Below are 23,271 nucleotides of genomic sequence, written 5' to 3' on the forward strand. Positions count from 1 at the left end.
CCCTCGACGGTACCGATCGCCGACCGGGCTGCCCGGAACGCCCTGATCGGGCAGACTGGGGACAGCCGCGCGAACGGATCACCCAGCCACACAACATGTGTCATCCGGGAACGAGAGGAGTCCGACATGGATCTGGGCCTGCACTACTGGAACTTTTCGACCCCCGCCGAGCCCGCGCTGATCGCGCCCACCCTGGCGCGCACCGCTCGCATCGCCGAACAGGCGGGATTCGCGCAGTTCTCGGTCATGGACCACTACTTCCAGATGGAGTACACCGCCGCCCACGACGAACCCATGCTGGAGGGCTACACCACCCTCGGCTACGTGGCCGCGCTGACCGAGCGGATGCGGCTGGGCGTCCTGGTGACCGGCGTGATGTACCGGTATCCGGGCCTGCTGGCCAAGATCGTCACCACCCTGGACGTGCTCTCCGGCGGCCGGGCCGAACTCGGCATCGGCGCGTCCTGGTACGAGCGCGAGCAGCGCGCCCTCGGCGTGCCGGTGGTCCCGGTCGGCGAGCGATTCGAACGGCTCGAAGAGACGCTGCGCATCTGCCTGCAGATGTGGGGTCCCGACAACGGGCCGTTCAAGGGCGAGCACTACGAGTTGGCCGAGACCGTCTGCGTGCCCGCACCGCTGTCGCGGCCGCATCCGCCCATCCTCATCGGCGGCGGTGGCGAGAAGAAGACGCTGCTGCTGGTGGCCCGCTACGCCGACGCCTGCAACCTGTTCGCGAGTTCGGTCGAGGACGTCGCGCGCAAGCTGGCGGTGCTGCGCGGGCACTGCGCGGCCGAGGGGCGCGATTATGACGCGATCCGCAAGACCGCGCTCTACGTCGCCCCGATCGCGCTCACCGATCCCGACCAGGTGCTGCGCGACGCCGAACAGCTGGCCGGGCTGGGTATCAGCCAGCTGGATTTCATGCCCGACCGCGAGCCCGTCGCCTACGCCACCGAGTTCGCCGAGCGGCTGCTGCCGCGGCTGGCCGCCCTCTGAGTCCGGATTACCCGCCGGGGGTTCGGTATCATCGCGCGCGCTTGGCTTTACCACTTGGAGGACACCGTGCCCGCGAACCCCACCGCCGCCGAACTGCTGGCGACCGTCGAAGCCTCACCGCAGGCGGTCGGCGCGCACGACAAGGCCGCCTGGGTGGGCCTTTTCGCCGACGACGGCAGCGTCGAGGACCCGGTCGGCTCGCGCCCGCACGTGGGCCGCGCCGCCATCGAGCGCTTCTACGACACCTTCATCGGACCCAACGGCATCGCCTTCGACGTCACCAATGACGTGGTGTGCGGCATGACGGTCTTCCGCGATCTGAGCATCGCCACCACCATGTCGACCGGGGTCACCCTGCACGTGCCCATGCACCTGCGCTACGACCTGGCCGAGGTGGACGGCGCGCTGAAAATCCGTCGCCTGCGCGCACATTGGGAACTGGCGGGCATGATCGGCCAGCTGATGGGATCGGGCACGAAGGGGCTGCTGGCCGGGGCCAAACTGGGCCCGCAGCTGCTCGGGAACCAGGGTCTGGGCGGCGCGGTGGGCTTCATGTCCGGGCTGCGCGGGGTGGGCGCGCCGGGCAAGCAGGCGGCCGAGCGGCTGCTGGACGCGGTCTCGCGTGGCGATTCGTCCAGTGCCCGTGCGGTTCTGGCGCCGGTGCCGCGCCTGGAGTGGGGTGTCGACGGCGCGATGTCGCTGGAGGACTTCGCCACCCGGGTCAAGGGCGTGCGCTGGGACAAGGCTCTCGCCGCCGGTCATTCGGTGACGGTGTCGGTGGACACCCGCGAGGGCCGCGGCATCGCCGAATTCGACTTCGCCGAGCGCGGCCTGCGGATCGAGTCCGCGCGAATCTTCGTGTCGGCGGCTTGATTCCGGCCCCTCCGGGACGGGTCAGTCCCGGAGTCCGGCGATCTCGGCCAGGGGATTCTCCCCGCTGAACGTGGTGCCCCCGGCCGCGCCGACCACCTTCCCGTGGACGCTGATCAACCACTGTCCGCACACGCAACGGTGGTACTGCACACCGCGGTGGGAGGAGACGGAGGCGGGCGAGGGCCAAGCGCAGGACGGGCATTCGGCGATCATCTGCACATCCTGCGCGTGCGAGCGGCACATGACCATGATCGACACGCGCCAATCCGGCAAATCGATGGCGTTTCTTGCACGACTCGCCGTGCATGATTTGCCAATGGGCGCCCTGATTTGCCAATGGATGCAGCGGAACTCGAGCCGCGTTTTCTGACAAGCCCTGTGGTCAGACCGTTTTGCCCTTGCGCACGGCGGTCGGCGTTGCCCCCCACCAGCGCTGAGAGCAGCGGGTGAACACCGACTGCTCGGCCAGCCCCAGCAGCGAGGCCACCTGGCTCATCGGCATGTCGGTGGTGGTCAGGTAGCGCCGGGCCTCCGCGCGCCGCACATCGTCCAGAATCGCCGCGAAGCTGGTGCCCTCCGCGGTGAGCCGGCGCTGCAGCGTGCGCGGGTGGATGGTGAGCAGCCGTGCCACGGTGTCGATTTCGGGAGCGGCGGTGCCCAGCAGCTTCTGGAGCGTGGTGCGCACCCGCGGGGCGAGGGCCGCGGCCGCGTCGCCCGACTGTCCGGCCAGGAAGGCCAGGGCCAGCCGGTGCAGGTTCTCGTCACCGCCCGCGAGCTGCCGGTCGCCGAGGGCGGCCGGGCCGCGCAGCAGCGCGGCCGGGCGTTCGATGCGCACGGGCGCGCCGAAGAACTCCTCGTACGCCCGGATGGGCGCGGCGGGCCGGTAGGGCAGTTCCACCGAGCGCAGCCCGTAGCGGTCCTCGACGAGCCGCTGAATCGTCCTGTGCACGAAGGCCAATCCGAGATCGGTGCCCTGCACGGGGGTGGGCGCGCCGGGCGTGCTGACGCCGTAGCGCAGGGCGATGACGCCGCGGTCGCCGTACGGGTCGGGTTCCATGGTCAGGCTCAGCGAGCGCGCGTGCACGAACAGGTAGCGCGAGGTGCACTCCAGTACCGCGGCCAGGCTGGTGGCGTTGCGGATGGCCAGGGCCAGCGGGCCCAGCATGTCGAGATCCTGCCGCCGCGCCATGCGCAGGCCCAGATCGGGACAGTCGAGCTGATGGGCGGCCAGCTCGAGCACCGCCGCCACGGCCTGGTCGGGGACCAGCAGATCGTCGGTGTCGAGGGCGGCGACCGGCAGGCCGCAGGCGAGCGCCAGCTCCTCGGCGTTCCCGCCCAGCTCGGCCACGGTGGCGCGGAATCCGCGCAGGCCCGCGGATCTGATCACCGACATGTCGTCCAGGATCAAATAGTTGTCGCGTAGTGTCAAGAAACCGCATCCCGAGCCCAACAGACTGGAAGTCATGAACGCCGCGCAGACCCCCGCTGAACACCTCGACGTCGTCATCGTCGGAGCCGGGCTTTCCGGCATCGGCGCGGCGTACCGGCTCCAGACCGAGCTGCCCGGCCGCAGCTACGCCGTCCTCGAGGCGCGCGACGCGCTCGGCGGCACCTGGGACCTGTTCCGCTACCCGGGCATCCGCTCCGACAGCGACATGTTCACCCTCGGCTACCCGTTCAAGCCCTGGCGTGACGCCAAGTCCATCGCCGACGGGCCGTCCATCCTGCGCTACATCGCCGAGACCGCGGCGGAGAACGGCATCGACCGGCACATCCGGTTCGGCACCAAAGTCGTTGCCGCCGAATGGAACAGCGGCGAGTCCCGCTGGACCCTGACGCTGGAGCAGCGCACCGGCGACCGGGTGGAGCGCCGCACCCTCACCTGTGGCTTCCTGTACTCCTGCTCCGGCTACTACAACTACGACCAGGGCCACAATCCGGTGTTCCCCGGCATCGACGACTTCACCGGCACCATGGTGCACCCCCAGTTCTGGCCCGAGGACCTGGACTACGCGGGCAAGCGCGTGGTGGTCATCGGCAGCGGCGCGACCGCGGTCACCCTGGTCCCGGCCATGGCCGAGCAGGCCGAACTGGTGACCATGCTGCAGCGCAGCCCCACCTGGATCTCCGCGGTCCCCGGCCGCGACAAGGTGGCCGACCGGATGCGCGAACTGCTGCCCGCCGATCTGGCGCACCGGCTCATCCGTACCAAGAACATCCTGTTCAACATCGGCTTCTACCAGTACTGCCGCCGCCGGCCCGAGGCCGCGAAGAAGCTGCTCACCGGGCTCACCACCCGGATCCTGAAGGACGAGGCCCTGGTCGCCGAGCACTTCACCCCCGACTACGACCCGTGGGACCAGCGCCTGTGCGCGGTGCCCAACGCCGACTTCTTCAAGGCCATGCGCAAGGGCAAGGCCGAGGTGGTCACCGATCACATCGAAACCTTTGTGCCCGAAGGCATCCGGCTGAAGTCCGGCCCGGTGATCGAGGCCGACGTGGTGGTCACCGCCACCGGTCTGCAGCTGCTCGCGTTCGGCGGTATCGACCTGGTGGTCGACGGGACCCCGGTCGCACTGTCGGAGCAGTTCGTCTGGCAGGGCACCATGCTCACCGGCGTGCCCAACTTCGCGGTCTGCATCGGCTACACCAACGCCTCGTGGACGCTGCGCGCCGACCTCACCTCGCGCCTGGTCTGCAAGGTGCTCGGCTACATGGAACGCAACGGCTACACCGCGGTGGCCCCGGAGCCGGAGCGCGCGCTGCGCGAACGGCCCCTGCTGGATCTCGCGTCCGGGTACGTCCAGCGATCGATCGGCGATTTCCCGCGCCAGGGCGACCGCAATCCGTGGACGGTTCGTCAGAACTATCTGCTCGACACCGCGACGGTCATGCGCACCGATCTGAGCAAAACCCTGCGTCCGGTGGCCGCCCAGGAGTTGCAGCGGGTGTGACGCTCGTCTCACCGGCGCCGCCGGGTGCGAAGTTCGCGTCCGGCCGGTGGGCTCCGCGTACCCCGTGCGATTCTGTGTGGCATCCGAACACGGAGTAGGGAATTCGAGGGGGAGTGGTGGTGGGGACGGAGAGCGGATTTCTGCTGCCCGCAACGGGATTCGAGCCGCCATTGCCGTCGTCGCGGCGGCCGGACGGTGGAGCGCCGGGATGCCGGGCGCGGGTGGGCTCCGAATCGGCGGCCCGGGCTTCGCGTCCGGCCGGTCTGCACCGGGTTGTGCGGTCTTCGCACCCTGCGAATTCCGGGCGGAGTGACGAACGCAACACCGGCGCAGGGCAATTCGCCCGAACCGCCCTGCGATCGGCGCTCGAGGTGTTGGATGGTCGGCGGCCGCCGGGGCAGCTGGCCCTGCTCGCGGAGCCCGCGGTCGTGGCCGCGGTGCGCACCCTCGCGGGCGGCCGGGGACTACCCGGGCGCGAGCTCGGGACCGCCACCCTCACCAGGGTCGATGTGATCATGACCGGGACCGCCGGGGGCGAGGTTTGCGCGGCCTACGATCGGGGCGGGCGGCATTTCGCGCTCGCGGCACGCATTGTCCGCGGTCGTTCCGGGTGGCGCTTGGCCGCATTCCGGGTGTGCTGAAGACCGGAGGGTCTCAGCGGTAATAGCTGAATTGTCTGGTGGCGCCGAATTCGATTCGCGCCTGGTTTGAATCCTGCATCCCGCGGGATTAGCATTTCGGCGAATAGCGGCACCTACACGTGGAAGGGCAGTCCATGGCGAAGAAAGTCACCGTAACTCTGGTTGACGACTACGACGGCGAATCGAAGGCCGACGAGACCGTCTTTTTCTCGATCGACGGCAACGACTTCGAGATCGATCTGTCGAACAAGAACGCCGGTAAGCTGCGGGAAGCCCTGGAACCGTGGTCGGAGAAGGCCCGCAAGGTGGGTCGTTCCAAGCGCAAGGTGGCCGCCGGCGGCCGTACCCGTCCGGCCGTGGACCGCGAGGAGAGCACCGCGATCCGGGAATGGGCGCGGGCGCAGGGTCATCAGGTTTCCTCGCGCGGTCGTATCCCGGCCGAGATCGTCGAGGCTTACCAGCGCGCCAAGAATTAGCCAGCGCAAATCCGAGCGCGGGAAATTCGGCGGGGTGCCGGGGCCGGCGGCAGCGGCCACTGACATATCGGGCCAAAACTGACAAATCAGGCCATTAGCTCTCCTGGATTTCTCGCGACAATCGGCGCGGTCGCTATGCGCGGCGACCGCACGGCCACCACCCCGGTCGAAAGTGAACAACAGGTGTCAGGGAGAATGCTTCCGAACAGAAGCAACCTGAGTTCTAGGGGTGATCGTTGTGGGCGAGACAGGTATCGAGCCCGAAAGCACCGGCCTGTACGTCGATCGGGACGGCGACATGTGGGAAAAGCGCGATGACGGCTGGCATCTGATGCTGCAGCGCGGGGTCGCGGTGGACCCGGCCTCGTTCTGGGACTGGACCGAGGGCCACGTCCGCGATTACGCCCCGTTCCTCCAGGTTCTCGCCGCCCGTTGAGGGCCCTCCTCGTACGCCGGCCCGGCGCCACGGCGCCGCCGAGATGGTCGTAGCCCGCCTGCGCGTGCAATCGCATCCCGGTGACGAGTGTGCCGTCGTCGGCGTAGAAGTGCGGATGGCCGGCATCTGCGCGCCGGATCGTCGAGCGCGCCCGCGTCGAGCATCGCTCGCGCGCAGCCCTTTTCGCCGACCGGCGGTCCCTCCTCGGCGGGCTGGAACACGAAGAGCACCGCGGCCGCGCGTATCGAGATCTCCGTAGAGGTCGCTCAGCAGGGCCGGGGCTATTACTGTGGTCACCGAGTTCGCCATCCGTTAGCTGACGCGTCGGCAGGCTCGTTGTCACACCGAGTCCTACCGGGTCTGCCGGGGCGTCACCCGAAGCCGCGAGGTGACCGCATGACGCAGGGCTGGCCCAGTTCGATGGATTCTTTCGACGATATCTTCGACCGCTTCTTCGGATCCGGAATGTCGCGCCGGCCACCGGTGCAGCGCATCGACCTGACCCGATTGCTGAGCGAGAGCGCCAAGCAGGTCGTCGACGCCGCGCGCCAGGCCGCCCACGACTGGGGCAGTGCCGAGATCACCCCCGAGCATCTGCTCTACGCGGCCGCGGCCATCGAACCGGCGCGCACCATCATCGCCGAGATCGGCCGCGACCCCGAACAGTTGCGCGAGCACATGCGCACCGCGGCGGGCAGCGGCGTCGGCGCGCACGGAGACGACCACGCGCTGGCCCTGAGCCCGGCCGCCAAGCTGGCCCTGCGCAATTCGCAGCGCAGCGCCGCCGAGGCGGGCAGCAGTTACATCGGGCCCGAGCACATCCTGCTGGGCATCGCGGGCCTGCCCGACAGCGCGGCCGCCCAGGCGCTGGCGGGCGCGAAGATGCCCGCGGCCACCGGGGGTCCGACGGCCAAGGAGCCCTCCGGCACCCCGACGCTGGACGAGTACGGCCGCGACCTCACCGCGGAGGCCCGCGCGGGCCAGATCGACCCGGTGGTCGGCCGCGCCGAGGAGATCGAGCAGACCGTCGAGATCCTGTCCCGGCGGCGTAAGAACAATCCGGTGCTGATCGGTGATCCGGGTGTCGGCAAGACCGCCATCGTGGAGGGCCTGGCCCAGCGCATCGTCAACGGCGACGTGCCCGCCACGCTGGCCGACCGCCGCGTGGTCGCCCTCGACGTGAGCTCCATGGTGGCGGGCAGCAAATACCGCGGCGAATTCGAGGAACGGCTCACCAAGGTGCTCGACGAGGTGCGCGCGCACTCCGACGAATTGGTGGTGTTCATCGACGAACTGCACACCATCGTGGGGGCGGGCGGCGGTGGTGAGGGTTCCATGGACGCTGGCAATATGCTCAAGCCCGCCCTGGCCCGCGGCGAATTGCACGCCATCGGCGCGACCACCATCGACGAGTACCGCAAATACATCGAGAAGGACGCGGCGCTGGAACGCCGTTTCCAGCCGGTCATGGTGTCCGAGCCGTCGGTGGCCGACACCATCGAGATCCTGCGCGGTCTGGCCGACGTGTACGAGGAGCACCACCAGGTCCGCTATCTGGACGAGGCGCTGATCGCGGCCGCCGAACTGTCCGACCGCTACCTGACCGACCGGTTCATGCCGGACAAGGCGATCGACCTGATCGACCAGGCGGGAGCCCGCGTCCGATTGCGCACGCGCACACCGGATCCCAAGGTCCGAGAGCTGGAAGAGCAACTGGCGCACCTGAATCGGGAGAAGGACGCGGCGGTCAAGGGCGAGGACTACGAGAAGGCGAACAAGATCAAGGGCGAGATCGCGAAGCTGGAGCGGAAGACCGCCGACGAGGTGGACCGCACCGAGATCCCGACGGTCACCATCACCGATATCGCCGAGGTGATCTCGCGCCGCACCGGTATCCCGGTCGCCGACCTCACCACCGAGGAACGCGCGAAACTGCTGAAGCTGGAACAGGATCTGCACCAGCGGGTGATCGGCCAGGAGGAGGCCATCGTTGCGGTGGCCGAGGCGGTGCGCCGCGCCCGCGCCGGGCTCAAGGACCCCAACCGGCCGATCGGCTCGTTCCTGTTCCTGGGCCCCACCGGCGTCGGCAAGACCGAACTCGCGAAAGCCCTGGCGGCCGCGGTGTTCGGCGACGAGGACCGGCTCATCCGCTTCGACATGAGCGAGTTCCAGGAGAAGCACACGGTGGCCCGGCTGGTCGGCGCCCCGCCCGGATACATCGGCTACGACGACGCTGCCCAGCTCACCGACAAGGTCCGGCGCCAGCCCTATTCGGTGATCCTGTTCGACGAGGTCGAGAAGGCGCACCCGGATGTGTTCAATGTGCTGCTGCAGCTGCTCGACGACGGCCGGGTCACCGACTCCAAGGGCCGCACCGTCGATTTCAAGAACACGATCGTCATCCTGACCAGCAATATCGGGTCCGATCTCATCCTGTCCGCCAAGGACGGGGATCTCGATTCGATCAAGCCGCAGCTGGAGGAGCGACTACGCAAGCAGTTCCGCCCGGAGTTCCTCAACCGGCTCGACGAGCAGATCATCTTCCACCGCCTCGACAAGGACCAGCTGCGCACCATCGTCGGCCTGGTGCTGGACGGCACCCGCCGCCGGCTGCACGCCCAGGACATCGCGCTGGACGTGTCCGACAAGGCCATGGATTGGCTGGCGGACACCGGGTATCAGCCCGAGTTCGGCGCCCGCCCGCTGCGCCGCACGGTGCAGAAGGAGCTGGACAACGCCCTGGCCAAGAAGTTGTTGGAAGGCTCGCTGGCACCCGGCGACACCGTGCGCATCGACGCCGACGACAACGGATTGCTGATCGAGGCGCTGCACCACAGCGGCGGTGAGAAGACCGATGCCAAGGTCGCCGAGGAATCGATCCTGACCGTCGGCAAGCGTGGCAAGAAGAGCGCCGACGGCAAGTCCGACGGTCACGGCAAGAACGGCGTGAAGGCGCCGCGCGGGAAGTCGGGGGCGGCCGAGAGTTGACCCCCGGGCTTGCGCGCCCAACGTGAACCTGCGTTAACTTTCAGTATGGAGAACGATCGCAACGCCGCGCCGTTGCCCCTCGGCGACCTGTTCGCCGAGGGGCCCTTCCCGCCGCATCACCCCGGCTGCTTCGGCTGCGGCCCGGCCAATCCGGCCTCCCCGGCCATGGCCTTCGAGCGCCACGGTGACCTGGTCCGCAGCACTTTCGTACTGGACGAGCGGCATCAGGGCGCGCCCGGTGTGGCGCACGGCGGCATCGTCTCCGCCGCCCTGGACGAGGCGTCCGGTTCGGTGCTCATGCCGCTGCAACTGCCCGCCGTGACCGTGAAACTCGAGGTCGACTTCACGGTGCCGGTCCAGCTGCACCGAGAATTGACGGTCACCTCGAAGCTGGTCGGCCGGGAGGGCCGCAAGCTGTTCATCCACACCGAGCTGACCGACGGCGACACCGTGGTCGCCACCGGCCGCGCGATCTTCGTCGAGGTGACCGCCGCCCACTTCCACCGTTTCGGCGCGACGCCGGGCGAATTGTCCAGCGTCGGAGCCTGATTCGGGCTCGGGACTCAGCGCAGCCGGCGGATGTCGCCGCGCACCCGGTAGAACCCGCCGCGCGCCGACTCGGTGACCGCGTCGACCACGTACCGCGCCCCCGCCTCGCGAATCTCCCTGGGGAACTGCACATTCCAGCCACGCTGGTACCCGGCCGAGAGCACGTGCACGCGCAGGTTGCCGTTCTCCTGGACGCATTCGACCACGATGCCGTCCCCGGCGTCCGCGATCACCTCCACCGTGGCGCTGGGCGTCACCGCCGAGATCTCCGGGGCCTTGATCGACAGCGTCTGCGGCAGCACGCCCTGCTCGGCGTCGCGGATGGCGGCTTCGCTGACATCCAGGCAGGCCAGGGTGCCGTTGGTGGTGACCAGGTAGAGCTTCTCGTCGTGGTACTGCATGGAGTACGCCGAGCCGCAGCCGGTGGCCAGCTTCCACAGCCGGTTGCCCGCGGCGTCGAAGCAGTACACCGACGAGTAGTTGTCGCCCGCGAACACGAAGCGCCCGTCCGGTGAAGTGGCGCAGGAGAAGACGGCCGCGTCGCACTGGTAGGTGCGTTCGGCCTGTCCGTCCTTGGCCACCATGCGCACCTGCCGGGTGCCGGTGCCCGCGTACACGGCGTCGTTCTCCTGCCAGCCGAACAGCACCGCCCCGCCGGTGCCGACCTGCCGGCGGGTATTACCGGTGGCCAGGTCGTAGGTGGTGACGCCGTTCGAATGCCCGTGGTACACACCGGATTCGTCGATGCGCACCATCCAGCCGGAGTCGCCGGCGCTGCGCCGCGTCCACAGCGATTCCTCCTCGTGGTCGATGACGGTGAGCCCGCCCTGCCGGTCGGAGACGCCGAGAATGCCGTCGTGGATGTCGAGCCAGTAGATGTCGACATTGGCGGCGATGTCGTAGGCCGCGCGCGGCACCTTGCCGGTCAGGTCGTAGACGCGGCCGTCGTCGCAGCCCGCGTAGATCCAGAAGTCGTCGGCGACAATGCACTTCACCGCGTCGGGCAGCCGGAACCGGCCGGTCACCGTGCCGTCGGGGGTGAGGGTGAAGACGTCGCCGTGCTCGTTGCCGACCCAGCAGCGCTCGTCGTCGACGAAGATGCCGAACGCCGCGGCGCCGGAGTCGAAGCTCCACAGCACCGGGGCCTTCTTGGCGGTGGAGCGCTGACTGACGATGGCACGCCGGGTGACCGGCCGCGCCGCGCGGGCGCCCATCACCGCGGGCGCGTAGCCCTTGCGCATCTTCTCGCCGACCTTCTTGGCCGCCGCCGCGCGCGCCTTCTCCGCTGTCGGGAACGAACTCACCTGTCGTTGCCCGGCGTCGCCGATGCGCCCGTACCGGATCGTCACCTGCGTCCCGGTCACGACGACCTCGTAGAACTTGTGTGCCGTACCGCTGTCCTGGGACAGTTCCAGGTATGTGGTCTCCCCGCCGCTCATGCCTTGCTCCAAGATTCACGTTCAACTCGATGTGCGGCGAAAACTAACAAGGCCCACCGACATTCGGCGTCTGTCGAGGTCGAGGGCCTGCGGGAGAAGGGGAATGCGCTCCATCGCCGCGCGGGATTTCCCCGCGCGGCGTCGGAACACTCGGCTCGTCGTCAGCCGACCGCGATCATGCGGGCCGCGTTGGCCGCCTCGTCGTCCTTCTCCTCGTTGGCGGCCAGCTCGGCGTGCACGCGGTCGAAGTAGCGGTTGATCTCGGCATTGGTGCGCTCGTCGTCCCAGCCCAGATGCGGGGCGATGAGCCGGGCGATCTCGCGGGCCGCCTTCAGTCCGCGGTCGGGCACCTCGATCGAGATGCGGGTGCGGCGGGTGAGCAGGTCGTCGAGGTGCAGCGCGCCCTCGTGGGTGGCGGCGTAGACGGCTTCCGCGCCCAGGTAGTCCTCCGCGCCCGGAATCGGTTCGGCCAGTGCGGGAACCGCCGCGATCAGGTCGAAGAGCTCGTCGGTCAGCGAACCGTAGCGGCCCAGCAGGTGGGTGACGGTCTGCTCCGGCAGCCCGGCCGCCGCGGCCACCTCGGGTACCCGGTCGAGCAGTTCCTGGTAGCCGACCGCGCCCAGGATGGGCAGGTTCGCGGTCACCGACGGGGCGACATCGCTGCCCAGGCGTTCGGCGGCGGCGTCGACCACGTCGGCGGCCATCACCCGGTAGGTGGTGTACTTGCCGCCCGCGATGACGAACAGGCCCGGGGCGGGCTCGGCCACCGCGTGTTCGCGCGAGAGCTTCGAGGTCTCCTTGGACGCGCCGGTCATGAGCGGCCGCAGGCCCGCGTAGGTGCCGACGATGTCGGCGCGGGTGAGCGGTTCGCGCAGCAGCGAATTGACGTGGTCGAGGATGTACTGGACGTCCCCGGCGGTGGCGGTCGGGTGGTTCTTGTCCAGCTGCCAGTCGGTGTCGGTGGTGCCGATGATCCAGTGCTCGGCCCACGGGATGACGAACAGCACCGACTTCTCGGTCTTCATGGCGATGCCGGTGCCCAGGTCCAGCTTCTCGCGCGGCACCATGATGTGCACGCCCTTGGACATGCGCACGTGGAACGGGAATTCCACGCCGGTCATCTTGATCATGTCGTCGGTCCACACGCCGGTCGCCGAGATCACGGTGCGGGCCCGGATGCTGTGCTCCAGACCGGTTTCCAGGTCCAGCACCTGCGCGCCGCCGATCCGCTCGCCGTCGCGCAGCAGGCCGGTGACCTTGGTGCGGGTCAGCACGGTCGCGCCGTGCTGGGCAGCGGTGCGGGCGATCATCATGGTGTGGCGGGCGTCGTCGACCTGCGCGTCGTAGTAGCGGATGGCGCCGGTCATGGCGTCTTCCTTGAGCGCGGGCGCCAATTCCAGTGCGCGGGAACGGCTCAGGTGCTTGTGCATCGGCACCGAGCGCGCGCCGCCCATGGTGTCGTAGAGGGCGATGCCCGCGCCGATGTAGAAGCGCTCGTAGTGCTTCTGCAACGGGAACAGGAACGACACCGGGTGAACCAGGTGCGGGGCCAGCTTGTTGAGCAGCAGGCCGCGTTCCTTCAAAGCCTCACGGACCAGGGCGAAGTCGTACTGCTCGAGGTAGCGCAGGCCGCCGTGGATGAGCTTGGACGACCGGCTCGAGGTGCCGGCGGCGAAGTCGCGCGCCTCGACCAGGGTGACGGACAGCCCGCGTGAGGCGGCGTCGAGGGCGGCGCCCGCTCCGGTCACTCCACCACCGATCACGAGCACGTCGATTTCGGTGTCGCCGAGCGAATCAATCGCCCGGGCGCGGTAGGCGGGATCCAGTTGTGCGGACACGACATTACTCCTTGTCATCGGTGTTCGAAGCGGGTGTGGGCCGGTCAGCGCCGCTGGTCGTCGTCATCGTCGAGATCGACCCAGTCGAGGGTGCGCGACACGGCTTTGAGCCAGCGGGCGTAACCACGCTGCCGCTGCTCCTCGGCCATGGTGGGTTGCCAGTTCTTGTCCTCGTGCCAGTTGGCGACGAGTTCGTCGGTGCTGCTCCAGAATCCGACCGCGAGCCCGGCGGCGTAGGCGGCGCCCAGCGCGGTGGTCTCCGAGACGACCGGCCGTGAGACCGGGACGCCGAGGAAGTCGGCCTGGATCTGCATGGCGAGTTCGTTGGCGGTGATGCCGCCGTCCACGCGCAGCGTGTCGAGGGTGACGCCGGAGTCCTGCTGCATGGCCTCGACCACGTCGCGGGTCTGGTAGCAGATGGATTCCAGTGTGGCCCTGGCGATGTGGGCATTGTTGCTGTAGCGCGACAGGCCCACGATGATGCCGCGGGCGTCGGCCCGCCAGTAGGGTGCGAACAGACCGGAGAAGGCGGGCACGAAGTACACGCCGCCGTTGTCGGAGACCTGCCGGGCCAGGGCCTCGACCCGCTCCGCGCCGGAGATGATGCCGAGTTGATCGCGCAGCCACTGCACGGCCGACCCGGTGACGGCGATCGATCCCTCCAGCGCGTACACCGGCTTGTCGTCGCCGAACTGATAGGCGACGGTGGTGAGCAGCCCGTGCTTGGAGCGCACGATCTCGGTCCCGGTGTTCAGCATGAGGAAATTGCCGGTGCCGTAGGTGTTCTTGGCCTCGCCGGGCCGGAAGCAGACCTGGCCGACGGTGGCGGCCTGTTGATCGCCGAGCACGCCCGCGATCCGCACCGCGCCCTTGAACGGGCCGCCGGGGTTGGTCGTGCCGAAACCCTCGGGATCGGACGACGGCGCGATCCGCGGCAGCATGCTCCGCGGCACGTCGAACACCGCGAGCAATTCCTCGTCCCAGTCCAGGGTTTCGAGATCCATGAGCATGGTGCGCGACGCATTGGTGGGGTCGGTGATGTGCACGCCGCCGTGGGCGCCGCCGGTGAGGTTCCAGATGATCCAGGTGTCGGGCGTCCCGAAGAGGGCGTCACCGGCTTCCGCGTCCTCGCGTACGCCGGGGACATTGTCGAGGATCCACTTCAGCTTGCCGCCGGAGAAGTACGGCGCGGGCGGCAGTCCGGCGCGTTCGCGGATCAGATCGCCCTTGCCCGCCTTCTCGACCTCGGCCACGATGCGGTCGGTGCGGGTGTCCTGCCAGACGATGGCGTTGTAGTACGGGCGTCCGGTGCGGCGGTTCCACACGATGGTGGTCTCGCGCTGATTGGTGACGCCGACGGCGGCCAGGTCGCTCGCGGTCAGACCGGCGCCGGCCAGGGCGCTCTTGATGACGGTGCGGGCGCGCTCCCAGATCTCGTCGGGATTGTGTTCCACCCAACCGGCCTGCGGGAGAATCTGCTCATGCTCGAGCTGATGGCGGGCAACCACATTGCCGCCGTGGTCGAACACCATGAAGCGCGTGGAGGTCGTGCCTTGATCGATGGCTCCGACGTACTGCGTCATCGCGGTCCTTTCGGGGGAACCGGTGCCGTACCGGGCCCGATGCTCACGCTACGAAGTGGAACGTCGTCCGCCCAGAGGATGCGTTCGACAATGCCGAACGATTAGCCGGCGGGTTACGGCTGATAGGTTGCAAGCGTGCCGGGTCCGATTCAGTCGATCGAGCGCGCCGCGGCCATGCTGCGGCTGCTGGCCCGCGGTTCCGGGCGGATGGCGGTCGGTGAGATCGCGGCGGCGCTCGGCCTGGCCAAGCCCACCGCGCACGGCATTCTCCGGACACTGCAGGGCGTCGGATTCGTCGATCAGGACCCGGTCAGCGGCAAATACCTGCTGAGCCCGGCCTTGCAGGATCTCGGGGCCGGGCATCTGGACGCCAACGAACTCCGCTCCCGCGCCATCAACCGGGCTGACGCCCTGGCCGCGCGCAGCGGTGAATCGGTGCGCATCGCCGCGCCCGTGGAGGGCGGCGTGGTCGTCGTCCACCACGTCTTCCGGCCCGACAACACCGAACAGGAACTCGCGGTCGGCGAGGAACTGCCGCCGCACGCGACCGCGCTGGGCAAGGTGCTGCTGGCCTACGACGGGGACCTCGCCGACGGGATGCGCGACGGCACGCTGCCCGCCCTCACCCATCGCACCATCACCGATGCGGCGGCGTTGCGGCGGGCGATCGCCGAGGTCCGGCACGCCGGATGGGCGGGCGATATCGGCGAATACCGTTCCGGCGAGGCGAGTGTCGCCGCGCCGATTCGCTCCCGGGGTGGTTTGGTGGTCGGAGCCATCGGCATCACCGGGCCGATCGACCGGCTCTGCGACGGACAGCTGCGCATCCGGTCCGCACCGGTCACCCAGGTCACCGATGCGGCGGCCGCCGTCTCCCGGGATCTCGGTGGCGCGCAATGACTTTCCCGGACAGGAGCGGTCACGCATGACGCAGCGGTTCGTGCTCGCCATCGACCAGGGCACCACCTCGACCCGGGCCATCCTCTTCGATCAGCGCGCCCGCCTGAGCGGCGTGGCGCAGCGCGAGCACCGCCAGTACTACCCGCGGCCGGGCTGGATGGAGCAGGACGCCGTGCAGATCTGGCGCAATGTGGAGCGCATCGTGCCTGCGGCCCTGCGGGATTCGGGCATCACCGCCGATCAGGTGGCGGCGGTGGGTATCGCGAATCAGCGCGAGACCACCGTGGTGTGGGACCGCGCCACCGGCGTGCCGGTCGCCCGCGCCATCGTGTGGCAGGACGTGCGCACCGAGGATCTGGTCGAACGCATGCGGGAAACCCCTGGGGCGGAGCGCATCCGGGAGCTCTGCGGTTTGCCGCTGGCCACCTACTTCGCCGCGCCCCGGCTGCGCTGGCTGCTCGATCGCACACCGGGCCTGCGGGAACGGGCCGAACGCGGCGAGGTGCTGTTCGGGACCATGGAAACCTGGCTGATCTGGAACCTCACCGGTGGACCGGACGGGGGAGCGCACGTCACCGACGTCACCAATGCCGGACGCACCCTGCTGATGAATCTGGCCACGCTGCAATGGGATCCGGAACTGTTGCGGTTCTTCGACATTCCGCGGGCCATGCTGCCGGCCATCCAGCCGTCCACCGGTGACTTCGGGACCGCTGCGAAGGTGCTGCCCGGCGTGCGCATCGCGGCGGCGCTCGGGGATCAGCACGCGGCGCTGTTCGGTCAGACGTGTTTCGCGCCGGGCGAGACCGAATGTACGTACGGCACTGGTGGATTCCTCTTGATGAACACCGGCAAGGAGCTGGTGCGGTCCGAGCACGGGCTGCTCACCACCATCGGCTACCAGGTGGGCCCGGAGCCGGTGTACGCCCTGGAGGGCCCGATCGCGGTGACCGGCTCGCTGGTGCAGTGGCTGCGCGACAACATCGGCCTGATTGCGAGCGCTCCCGAGATCGAAACCCTCGCGGGCACAGTGGAAGACAATGGCGGCTGCTACCTGGTCCCCGCCTTCTCCGGCCTGTACGCGCCGCACTGGCGCAGCGACGCGCGCGGGCTGCTCATCGGGCTCACCTCGTACATCACCAAGGGCCACATAGCGCGGGCCGTGCTGGAGGCGACGGCGTGGCAGACCCGCGACGTGCTCGAGGCCATGAACGCGGACTCCGGGCTGCGGGCCGGATCGCTGCGGGTGGCCGGCGGCATGACCTCGGACAATCTGCTCATGCAGATCGTCGCCGACGTCCTCGACATCCCGGTGCTGCGCCCGATCGTGGCCGAGACGGTGTCGCTGGGTGCGGCCTACGCGGCGGGCCTGGCGGTCGGTTTCTGGCCGGATCTCGAGGGCCTGCGCCACAATTGGCGCGTCGCGGCCCAATGGCTGCCGCGCATGGACCCCGCGCTGCGCGCCGACGAGTACGACAACTGGCGGCGGGCGGTGGAGCTTACCTTCGGTTGGCTGCGCCCCAAGAAGCCCTTGACCTAACGTGGCAGGTATGCGGCTCTACGTCGGTTGCGCAATGTGGACACACCCGGACTGGCAGGAGAAGCCGATACCCCCGGCCGAACGCCTGCGCAACTACTCCTCCTGGTGCAACGCGGTGGAGGGCAACACCACCTTCTACGCCGTCCCGCAGCGCCGCACCGTCGAGTCCTGGGCCCGGCAGACCGATCCCGCCTTCCGGTTCGTCATGAAGCTGCCCCGCACCATCACCCACGACCGTCGCCTCACCGGCGTGGACGACGAGATGTCGGGCTTCCTCGACGCCATCGAACCACTGGGCCGCCGCCTGCACGCGCTGTGGATCCAGCTGCCGGGCTCGTTCACCAACCTGACCGCACTGGCCGACCTGCTCCAGGCCATCCCGTCCCACCACCGCTGCGCCGTGGAGGTGCGCCACCCGGCTTTCTTCGAGAACCCGCGCGCCACAGCGCAACTCGAAGCGGTGCTGAACGCGGCCGGGGCCGAGTGGATACCCTTCGACACCACCGTGCTGTTCGCCGCCCCGCCCACCAGCGCCGCCGAGTACGAGGCGTCGTCGAAGAAGCCGGCCAACCCCCGCCGCACCCGCGCGCTCACCGAGTTCCCGATCGTCCGCTATCACGGCCGCGACGACATCGCCGCCACCGTGGCGGGCTGGCAGCCGTGGATCGACACCACCGTCGACTGGCTACGGGAAGGTCGTTCCCCCACGGTGTTCATCCACACGCCGGACAACGCGGCCTCCCGCACCCTGGCCCGCCGCTTCCACGCCGAGGTGGCCGCGCGCGTGCCCGACCTGGAGCCCCTGCCCACCCCCGAACCCACCGATCCGATGACCCTGTTCTGACGCGCCGGCGGCGCGCGGTGGATGTCGTCCAGCCACCGCGCGCCGCCGGGGTATTCAGCCGATCAGCACGGGCGGGGTGCCGGTGCGCCGGGCCTCGCGGGCCAGAGCCTTGTCCCGCTGTTCCTCGAACCGGACCACGTCCTTCTGGAGCTTGTCCAGGTACATCCCGACCTCGTTGCGGCGGCGGTCGCCCTCGGGCCCGAAGTCGTTGCGCTCGAAGATGTTCCACTTCTTGAGGTTGGGCAGCAGCACCTCCTCCAGGTGCTGGCGCAGATCGTAGATGCCGTGCTTGGCCATCAGCACGCCGTTGCGGCGGAAGTTGGGCATCCCCAGGCCGGGCATCTGGAAGCGGAGCACGACATTGGCGATGGCGTCCATGGCCTGGTCCGGCGAGAGGTCCAGGGCCGCGGCGCACATATTGCGGTAGAAGATCATGTGCAGGTTCTCGTCGGCGGCGATGCGCTGCAGCATGCGGTCCGCGATGGGGTCGTCGCACGCTTTGCCGGTATTGCGGTGCGACACGCGTGTCGCCAATTCCTGGAATGTCACATAGGCGACCGAATGCATGAATCCGGCGTCGGCGGGCACGTAGTCGGTCCCGGCGTGTTTCTTGATCAGCTGGGCGGCGTTGTAGCCGCTCGTCATGTGCGTCATCCGCGCCTGCTCCAGCGCCACCGGATCCACGCCCCGGGTGACCACCAGATAGTCCCGGATCACGATGCCGTGCCGGTTCTCCTCGGCGGTCCAGCGGCCCACCCAGGTGCCCCAGGGACCGTCCTGAGAGAAGTTCTCGGCGATTTCCCGGTGATAGCTGGGCAGATTGTCCTCGGTGAGAAGATTGGTGATCATCGCGGCCTTGGCGACTTCGCTGAGAGTCGACTGATCCGGCTGCCAGTCCGTGCCATCCATAGCTGCGAAGTTGCGGCCCCGGTCCCACGGGACGTAGTCGTGGGGGTGCCAGTCCTTGGCCATCGATAGATGGCGGTTCACGTTCTGCTCGGCAATCGGTTCCAGCTCGAGGAGCAGCTCCAACTGCGTGAGACTCCTGGCCACGATCGTATGCCCTCCCTTGAAATGGCTCGGCACTGCGGGAATGATGCTCGGGAGATCCGGCGATCGGCCGCCGCGTCGAGAGGGACCCTGGGATTGAGAAGGGATGCCCGCGTGTCGCTTATTGGGACTGGTCGGCTTCGCCTCGGATAATCTAGCCCAGTTCGCCAAAGATTGTCCTCATCACCCGCCGGAGTCTCTACAGCCGGGCCCGCTCGTCAGTTTCCACCTGCCCTTGACAGCCCACGCGGATCGACACCCGGTTCGCCGAAGCATTGCTACGGAGAGTGTGAACATGCAGACGCCCAACCGCCGGAAATACCCCAGTGTCGTCGTCACTTCGCTGGCAGCGACCACCTCGATCGCGGGAGACGTCGACTCGACGTGGAAGGGGCTACTCAACGGCGAGAGCGGGATCGACGTCCTCGAGGACAGCTTCCTCGACGACTTCGGCCTCCCCGTCCGAATCGGCGGGCACCTCAAGGTGTCGCCCACCGACCAGTTGTCCAAGGCGGAGGCCCGGCGCCTGGCCTACGTCGAGCAGATGGCGATGGTGCTGGCTCGCGAGGTCTGGGCCAACGCCGGATCCCCGCAGGTCGACCAGGATCGCCTCGCGGTGTCCATCGGCACCGGACTGGGCGGCGCGGAGATGCTCATCACCACCCGGGACAAGCTGGTCAACGGCGGTTACCGGAAGGTGTTGCCGCACACCGTGCAAGCCGTCATGCCGAACGGCGCGGCCGCCTGTGTGGGTGTCGAACTGGGTGCGAGGGCCGGTGTGTCAACGCCTGTTTCGGCTTGTTCGTCCGGTTCGGAGGCGATCGCGAATGCCTGGCGCACGGTCGTCATGGGTGATGCCGACATGGTGGTCACCGGCGGCGTCGAAGGTTCCATCCAGGCGCTGCCCATCGCGGGGTTCTCCATGATGCGCGCCATGAGCACCCGCAACCACGACCCCAAGGGCGCCTCCCGCCCCTTCGACATGGAGCGCGACGGTTTCGTCTTCGGCGAGGCCGGGGCGCTCATGGTGATCGAGACCGAGGAGCACGCCAAGGCGCGCGGGGCCACCATCCACGCCCGCATCATGGGCGCGGGCATCACCTCGGACGGCTTCCACCTGGTCGCTCCCGATCCGGAGGGCACCGGCGCCGCCCGCGCCATGAGCCGCGCCATGGAGTTCGCGGGCCTGGCCAAATCCGATGTCACGCACATCAATGCGCACGCCACCGCCACACCGATCGGGGATACCGCGGAGGCCAACGCGATTCGGCAAGCAGTCGGCAATCATGCCGCGGTGTACGCGCCCAAGTCCGCGCTCGGACATTCGATCGGCGCGGTCGGTGCGCTGGAGTCGGTCATCACCGTGCTCAGCGTGCGGGACGGAATCATCCCTCCCACACTGAATCTGGAGAACCAGGACCCGGAGATCGACCTCGACGTGGTGAAGGGCCAGGCCCGGCCGGGGCGCTACGACTACGCGCTCAACAACTCCTTCGGCTTCGGCGGGCACAACGTCGCCATCGCTTTCGGCAGGTACTGACCCTCTGCTAGAGTCCCGAAGCCCCCAGCTACATTCGGGCTTTCGTGTCGATCTTTGTTCGGTGTCACTGCGCGGTTCTGACGGACCGCGAGCTGAAAAAGGATAGGGAATGATCGGCGAGACCTTCGATGACTATCTGGACGAGCACGGCCACATCAAGATCCCTGACAACCAGACCATGGTCGACCTGGTCGACAAACATGCCGCGGCCAACGGGAACGAGCTCGCCTACCGCTATATCGACTATTCGCGTGAACGCGACGGCGAGTACCACGACATCACGTGGAACCGCTTCGGCGTCCGGCTGCGCGCGGTAGCCGCCCGGCTGCAACAGGTCACGCAGCCGGGGGACCGCGTCGCCATCCTCGCGCCGCAGGGTCTGGACTACATCGTGGCCATGTACGCCTCGGTGTACGCCGGCAATATCGCGGTGCCGCTCTTCGATCCGGACGAGCAGGGCCACACCGACCGGCTCTACGCCGTGCTCGAGGACTGCCGGCCCGCGGCCATCCTGACCGTCGGCTCGGCCGCGGCCGGAGTGCGCGAGATCTTCAAACACCTGCCGGCACCGCAACGTCCGCGCATCATCGCGGTCGAGGCCATCCCGGACGGGGTGGGGGAGAGCTGGGTCCGTCCGGACCTGCAGATGGACGATGTCGCCTACCTGCAGTACACCTCGGGCTCGACCCGGATCCCGGCCGGTGTCGAGATCACCCACCGGGCGGTCGGCACCAACCTGCTGCAGATGATCGACGCCATCGGCATCACCGAGAAGGCGCGCGGCGTCACCTGGCTGCCGCTGTTCCACGACATGGGGCTGCTGACCGTCATCCTGCCCACCCTGGGCGGCAAGTACATCACCATCATGTCGCCCAGCGCCTTCGTGCGCCGGCCGCACCGCTGGATCAAGGAGCTGGCCGCCCAGGAGGACGGCGCCGAGATCTTCGCCGCCGCACCCAATTTCGCCTTCGAACACGCGGCGGCGCGCGGATTGCCCAAGCCCGGTGAGGAATTGGACCTGTCCAATGTCATCGGCCTGATCAACGGCAGCGAGCCGGTGTCGGTGACCTCCATGCGGAAGTTCAACGAGGCCTTCGCCCCCTACGGCCTGCCCAAGACCGCCATCAAGCCCTGCTACGGCATGGCCGAGGCCACCCTGTTCGTCTCCGCCACCAAGCGCGAGGACGAGGCCCGCACGGTCTGGGTGGACCGCACCAAGCTCAATGCCGGATGCATGGTCGAGGTCGACGAGCACGCGGAAAACGCGGTGTCCCAGGTGTCCTGCGGGTATGTGGCGCTCTCGCAGTGGGCGGCCATCGTGGATCCGGAGACGGGCGCGGAGAAGCCCGACGGCGAGGTCGGCGAGATCTGGCTGCACGGCGCCAATATCGGCCGCGGCTACTGGGGCCGCCCCCAGGAGAGCGAGGCCACCTTCCACAACCGGATCGTCGCCCGGCAGCCCGAGAGCCATGCCGAAGGCGCCGAGCCGGAGGCGAACTGGATGCGCACCGGCGATTTCGGCGCCTACTACGACGGCGAGCTCTTCATCACCGGCCGCGTCAAGGACCTGGTCATCGTGGACGGGCGCAATCACTACCCGCAGGATCTGGAGTACTCCGCCCAGGAATCCAGCACCGCGCTGCGGCCCGGTTTCGTGGCCGCCTTCTCGGTCGCCGGCGACCAGCTGCCCGACCAGGTGGTCACGGTCAACGGCTCGGAACCGGCCACCGGCGCCGAGCAACTGGTCATCGTGGCCGAACGCGGAACCGGCGCGGCCAAACTCGATCCGGAGCCGATCACCGAGACCGTCCGGGCCGCCATCGCCAAGCGGCACGGCGTGACCGTCCGAGACCTGCTGCTGGTGCCCGCGGGGTCCATTCCCCGCACCTCCAGCGGCAAGATCGCGCGCCGCGCGTGCAAGGCGGCCTATCTGGAGGGCACCCTCCGGGGCGGCCATCGCCAGCAGGCCTTTCCCGACCACGTCGACTGAGTCCGGCGCGCATCGCCGAGGGGCACACCGGTGGTGGTGTGCCCCTCGGCGTTTCCGGGACGTTCAGGTGTCGAGCCGGACCGCGGTCGCGGGCTCGGCGGGGCGGGCCGCGTGTTCGGCCAGGGCGCGGGCGGCGGTGTTGAGGCGGGCGCGGGCCTCGGCGTCGGCGACGAATCCGTCCGGTCCGACGGCGCTCTGCAGAACCGTGATCCGGCCGCACGCCGCTTCGACCAGTTCGGCCCCGACATACCCGAGCACCGTGCGCAGCGTCGCCACCGCCGCGTCGCCGCGGCCCTCGTAGGCGACGTTCACGTAGGCGACCGGCTTGTCGCTGAGATCGGCATTGCCGACCGTCCACTCCAGCAGGTTCTTCAGGCTGCCGGGGATCATGCCCGCGTATTCGGGGGTGCAGAACAGCACCGCGTCGGCCTCGGCGAGCCGGCGGTGCAGGGCCTCGACCACGGGCGGCTCGGGATCGGCGCCGGGCACGAAGGCGGGCAGGTCGAGCAGGCCCTCGTATCGGACGGCCACGAAATCGGACCCGGCGTCGGCGGCGATGGTGCGCAGCGCGGCGGTATTGGTCGAGGCCTCTCGGGTGCTGCCGGAGACCAGCAGGATGCGCGGAATGGTCACA

Annotated in this window: 20 protein-coding genes; 13 read left to right on the forward strand and 7 right to left on the reverse strand. The window is 68.8% G+C overall.

Features of this window, described 5'->3' with window-relative positions; genetic code table 11:
* Positions 1 to 126 precede the first annotated feature (126 nt).
* Entirely contained in the window at positions 127 to 996 is an 870-nt protein-coding gene (locus tag ACQPYY_RS06225; RefSeq protein WP_433593031.1) for an LLM class F420-dependent oxidoreductase, read from the forward strand.
* Positions 997 to 1,062: 66 nt separating this feature from the next.
* Positions 1,063 to 1,869 (forward strand): nuclear transport factor 2 family protein, encoded by an 807-nt coding sequence (locus ACQPYY_RS06230; protein ID WP_379100425.1) that lies wholly within the window; start codon positions 1,063 to 1,065, stop codon positions 1,867 to 1,869.
* A 21-nt stretch (positions 1,870 to 1,890) separates the two neighbouring features.
* On the opposite strand, the gene ACQPYY_RS06235 is transcribed toward ACQPYY_RS06230, so the two are convergent.
* Both ACQPYY_RS06235 and ACQPYY_RS06240 read right to left on the reverse strand, forming a co-directional pair.
* On the reverse strand, positions 1,891 to 2,118 hold the full coding sequence (locus tag ACQPYY_RS06235; protein ID WP_379102110.1) for a hypothetical protein: 228 nt from the start codon (positions 2,116 to 2,118) through the stop codon (positions 1,891 to 1,893).
* 133 nt (positions 2,119 to 2,251) lie between these two features.
* A complete protein-coding gene (locus ACQPYY_RS06240; protein ID WP_433593032.1) occupies positions 2,252 to 3,262 on the reverse strand; it encodes an AraC family transcriptional regulator in 1,011 nt (336 codons plus the stop codon).
* Between the two features lie 70 nt (positions 3,263 to 3,332).
* On the opposite strand from ACQPYY_RS06240, the gene ACQPYY_RS06245 reads away from it, so the two are divergent.
* The 6 genes from ACQPYY_RS06245 (at position 3,333) to ACQPYY_RS06270 (ending at position 9,913) form a co-directional block, all read left to right on the forward strand.
* Positions 3,333 to 4,823, forward strand: a complete 1,491-nt coding sequence (locus ACQPYY_RS06245; protein ID WP_433593033.1) for a flavin-containing monooxygenase — start codon at positions 3,333 to 3,335, stop codon at positions 4,821 to 4,823.
* 275 nt (positions 4,824 to 5,098) lie between these two features.
* A complete protein-coding gene (locus ACQPYY_RS06250; protein ID WP_379102113.1) occupies positions 5,099 to 5,464 on the forward strand; it encodes an Rv3235 family protein in 366 nt (121 codons plus the stop codon).
* 134 nt (positions 5,465 to 5,598) lie between these two features.
* Complete coding sequence (locus ACQPYY_RS06255) at positions 5,599 to 5,940, forward strand: histone-like nucleoid-structuring protein Lsr2 (protein ID WP_213561466.1); 342 nt, start codon at positions 5,599 to 5,601, stop codon at positions 5,938 to 5,940.
* Between the two features lie 238 nt (positions 5,941 to 6,178).
* On the forward strand, positions 6,179 to 6,376 hold the full coding sequence (locus ACQPYY_RS06260) for a hypothetical protein (protein WP_357288663.1): 198 nt from the start codon (positions 6,179 to 6,181) through the stop codon (positions 6,374 to 6,376).
* Between the two features lie 396 nt (positions 6,377 to 6,772).
* Positions 6,773 to 9,364 (forward strand): ATP-dependent Clp protease ATP-binding subunit, encoded by a 2,592-nt coding sequence (locus ACQPYY_RS06265; RefSeq protein WP_433593034.1) that lies wholly within the window; start codon positions 6,773 to 6,775, stop codon positions 9,362 to 9,364.
* A gap of 45 nt (positions 9,365 to 9,409) precedes the next feature.
* On the forward strand, positions 9,410 to 9,913 hold the full coding sequence (locus tag ACQPYY_RS06270; protein WP_433593035.1) for a PaaI family thioesterase: 504 nt from the start codon (positions 9,410 to 9,412) through the stop codon (positions 9,911 to 9,913).
* A gap of 14 nt (positions 9,914 to 9,927) precedes the next feature.
* Here ACQPYY_RS06270 and ACQPYY_RS06275 read toward each other — a convergent pair whose 3' ends face one another.
* From ACQPYY_RS06275 to glpK (ACQPYY_RS06285), 3 genes are all read right to left on the reverse strand, one after another.
* Complete coding sequence (locus ACQPYY_RS06275; protein WP_433593036.1) at positions 9,928 to 11,352, reverse strand: WGR domain-containing protein; 1,425 nt, start codon at positions 11,350 to 11,352, stop codon at positions 9,928 to 9,930.
* A gap of 161 nt (positions 11,353 to 11,513) precedes the next feature.
* Entirely contained in the window at positions 11,514 to 13,190 is a 1,677-nt protein-coding gene (glpD, locus tag ACQPYY_RS06280) for a glycerol-3-phosphate dehydrogenase (RefSeq protein WP_433593037.1), read from the reverse strand.
* A 44-nt stretch (positions 13,191 to 13,234) separates the two neighbouring features.
* Positions 13,235 to 14,773 carry a glycerol kinase GlpK gene (gene glpK, locus ACQPYY_RS06285; protein ID WP_433593038.1) on the reverse strand — a complete coding sequence of 513 codons (1,539 nt, stop codon included), beginning with the start codon at positions 14,771 to 14,773 and terminating at the stop codon, positions 13,235 to 13,237.
* A gap of 135 nt (positions 14,774 to 14,908) precedes the next feature.
* Between glpK (ACQPYY_RS06285) and ACQPYY_RS06290 the strand changes: the two genes are divergently transcribed.
* From ACQPYY_RS06290 to ACQPYY_RS06300, 3 genes are read left to right on the forward strand one after another with little or no spacing between them, the layout of a single operon-like run.
* Positions 14,909 to 15,673 (forward strand): IclR family transcriptional regulator, encoded by a 765-nt coding sequence (locus ACQPYY_RS06290; RefSeq protein ID WP_433593039.1) that lies wholly within the window; start codon positions 14,909 to 14,911, stop codon positions 15,671 to 15,673.
* Between the two features lie 25 nt (positions 15,674 to 15,698).
* Complete coding sequence (gene glpK / locus ACQPYY_RS06295; protein ID WP_433593040.1) at positions 15,699 to 17,213, forward strand: glycerol kinase GlpK; 1,515 nt, start codon at positions 15,699 to 15,701, stop codon at positions 17,211 to 17,213.
* Between the two features lie 10 nt (positions 17,214 to 17,223).
* Positions 17,224 to 18,057 carry a DUF72 domain-containing protein gene (locus tag ACQPYY_RS06300; RefSeq protein WP_433593041.1) on the forward strand — a complete coding sequence of 278 codons (834 nt, stop codon included), beginning with the start codon at positions 17,224 to 17,226 and terminating at the stop codon, positions 18,055 to 18,057.
* A gap of 54 nt (positions 18,058 to 18,111) precedes the next feature.
* On the opposite strand, the gene ACQPYY_RS06305 is transcribed toward ACQPYY_RS06300, so the two are convergent.
* Complete coding sequence (locus ACQPYY_RS06305) at positions 18,112 to 19,110, reverse strand: acyl-ACP desaturase (protein ID WP_433593042.1); 999 nt, start codon at positions 19,108 to 19,110, stop codon at positions 18,112 to 18,114.
* Between the two features lie 292 nt (positions 19,111 to 19,402).
* On the opposite strand from ACQPYY_RS06305, the gene ACQPYY_RS06310 reads away from it, so the two are divergent.
* Together ACQPYY_RS06310 and fadD32 are read left to right on the forward strand one after the other, a co-directional pair.
* Positions 19,403 to 20,647, forward strand: coding sequence for a KasA/KasB family beta-ketoacyl-ACP synthase (locus tag ACQPYY_RS06310; protein WP_433593043.1), 1,245 nt, complete (start codon positions 19,403 to 19,405; stop codon positions 20,645 to 20,647).
* A 109-nt stretch (positions 20,648 to 20,756) separates the two neighbouring features.
* Entirely contained in the window at positions 20,757 to 22,637 is a 1,881-nt protein-coding gene (gene fadD32 / locus ACQPYY_RS06315) for a long-chain-fatty-acid--AMP ligase FadD32 (RefSeq protein WP_433593044.1), read from the forward strand.
* Between the two features lie 63 nt (positions 22,638 to 22,700).
* Here fadD32 and ACQPYY_RS06320 read toward each other — a convergent pair whose 3' ends face one another.
* On the reverse strand, positions 22,701 to 23,270 hold the full coding sequence (locus ACQPYY_RS06320; protein WP_379100454.1) for an NADPH-dependent FMN reductase: 570 nt from the start codon (positions 23,268 to 23,270) through the stop codon (positions 22,701 to 22,703).
* Position 23,271: the final 1 nt, after the last annotated feature.

The sequence above is a fragment of the Nocardia sp. CA-145437 genome, assembly GCF_050956485.1.
Lineage (GTDB): Bacteria > Actinomycetota > Actinomycetes > Mycobacteriales > Mycobacteriaceae > Nocardia.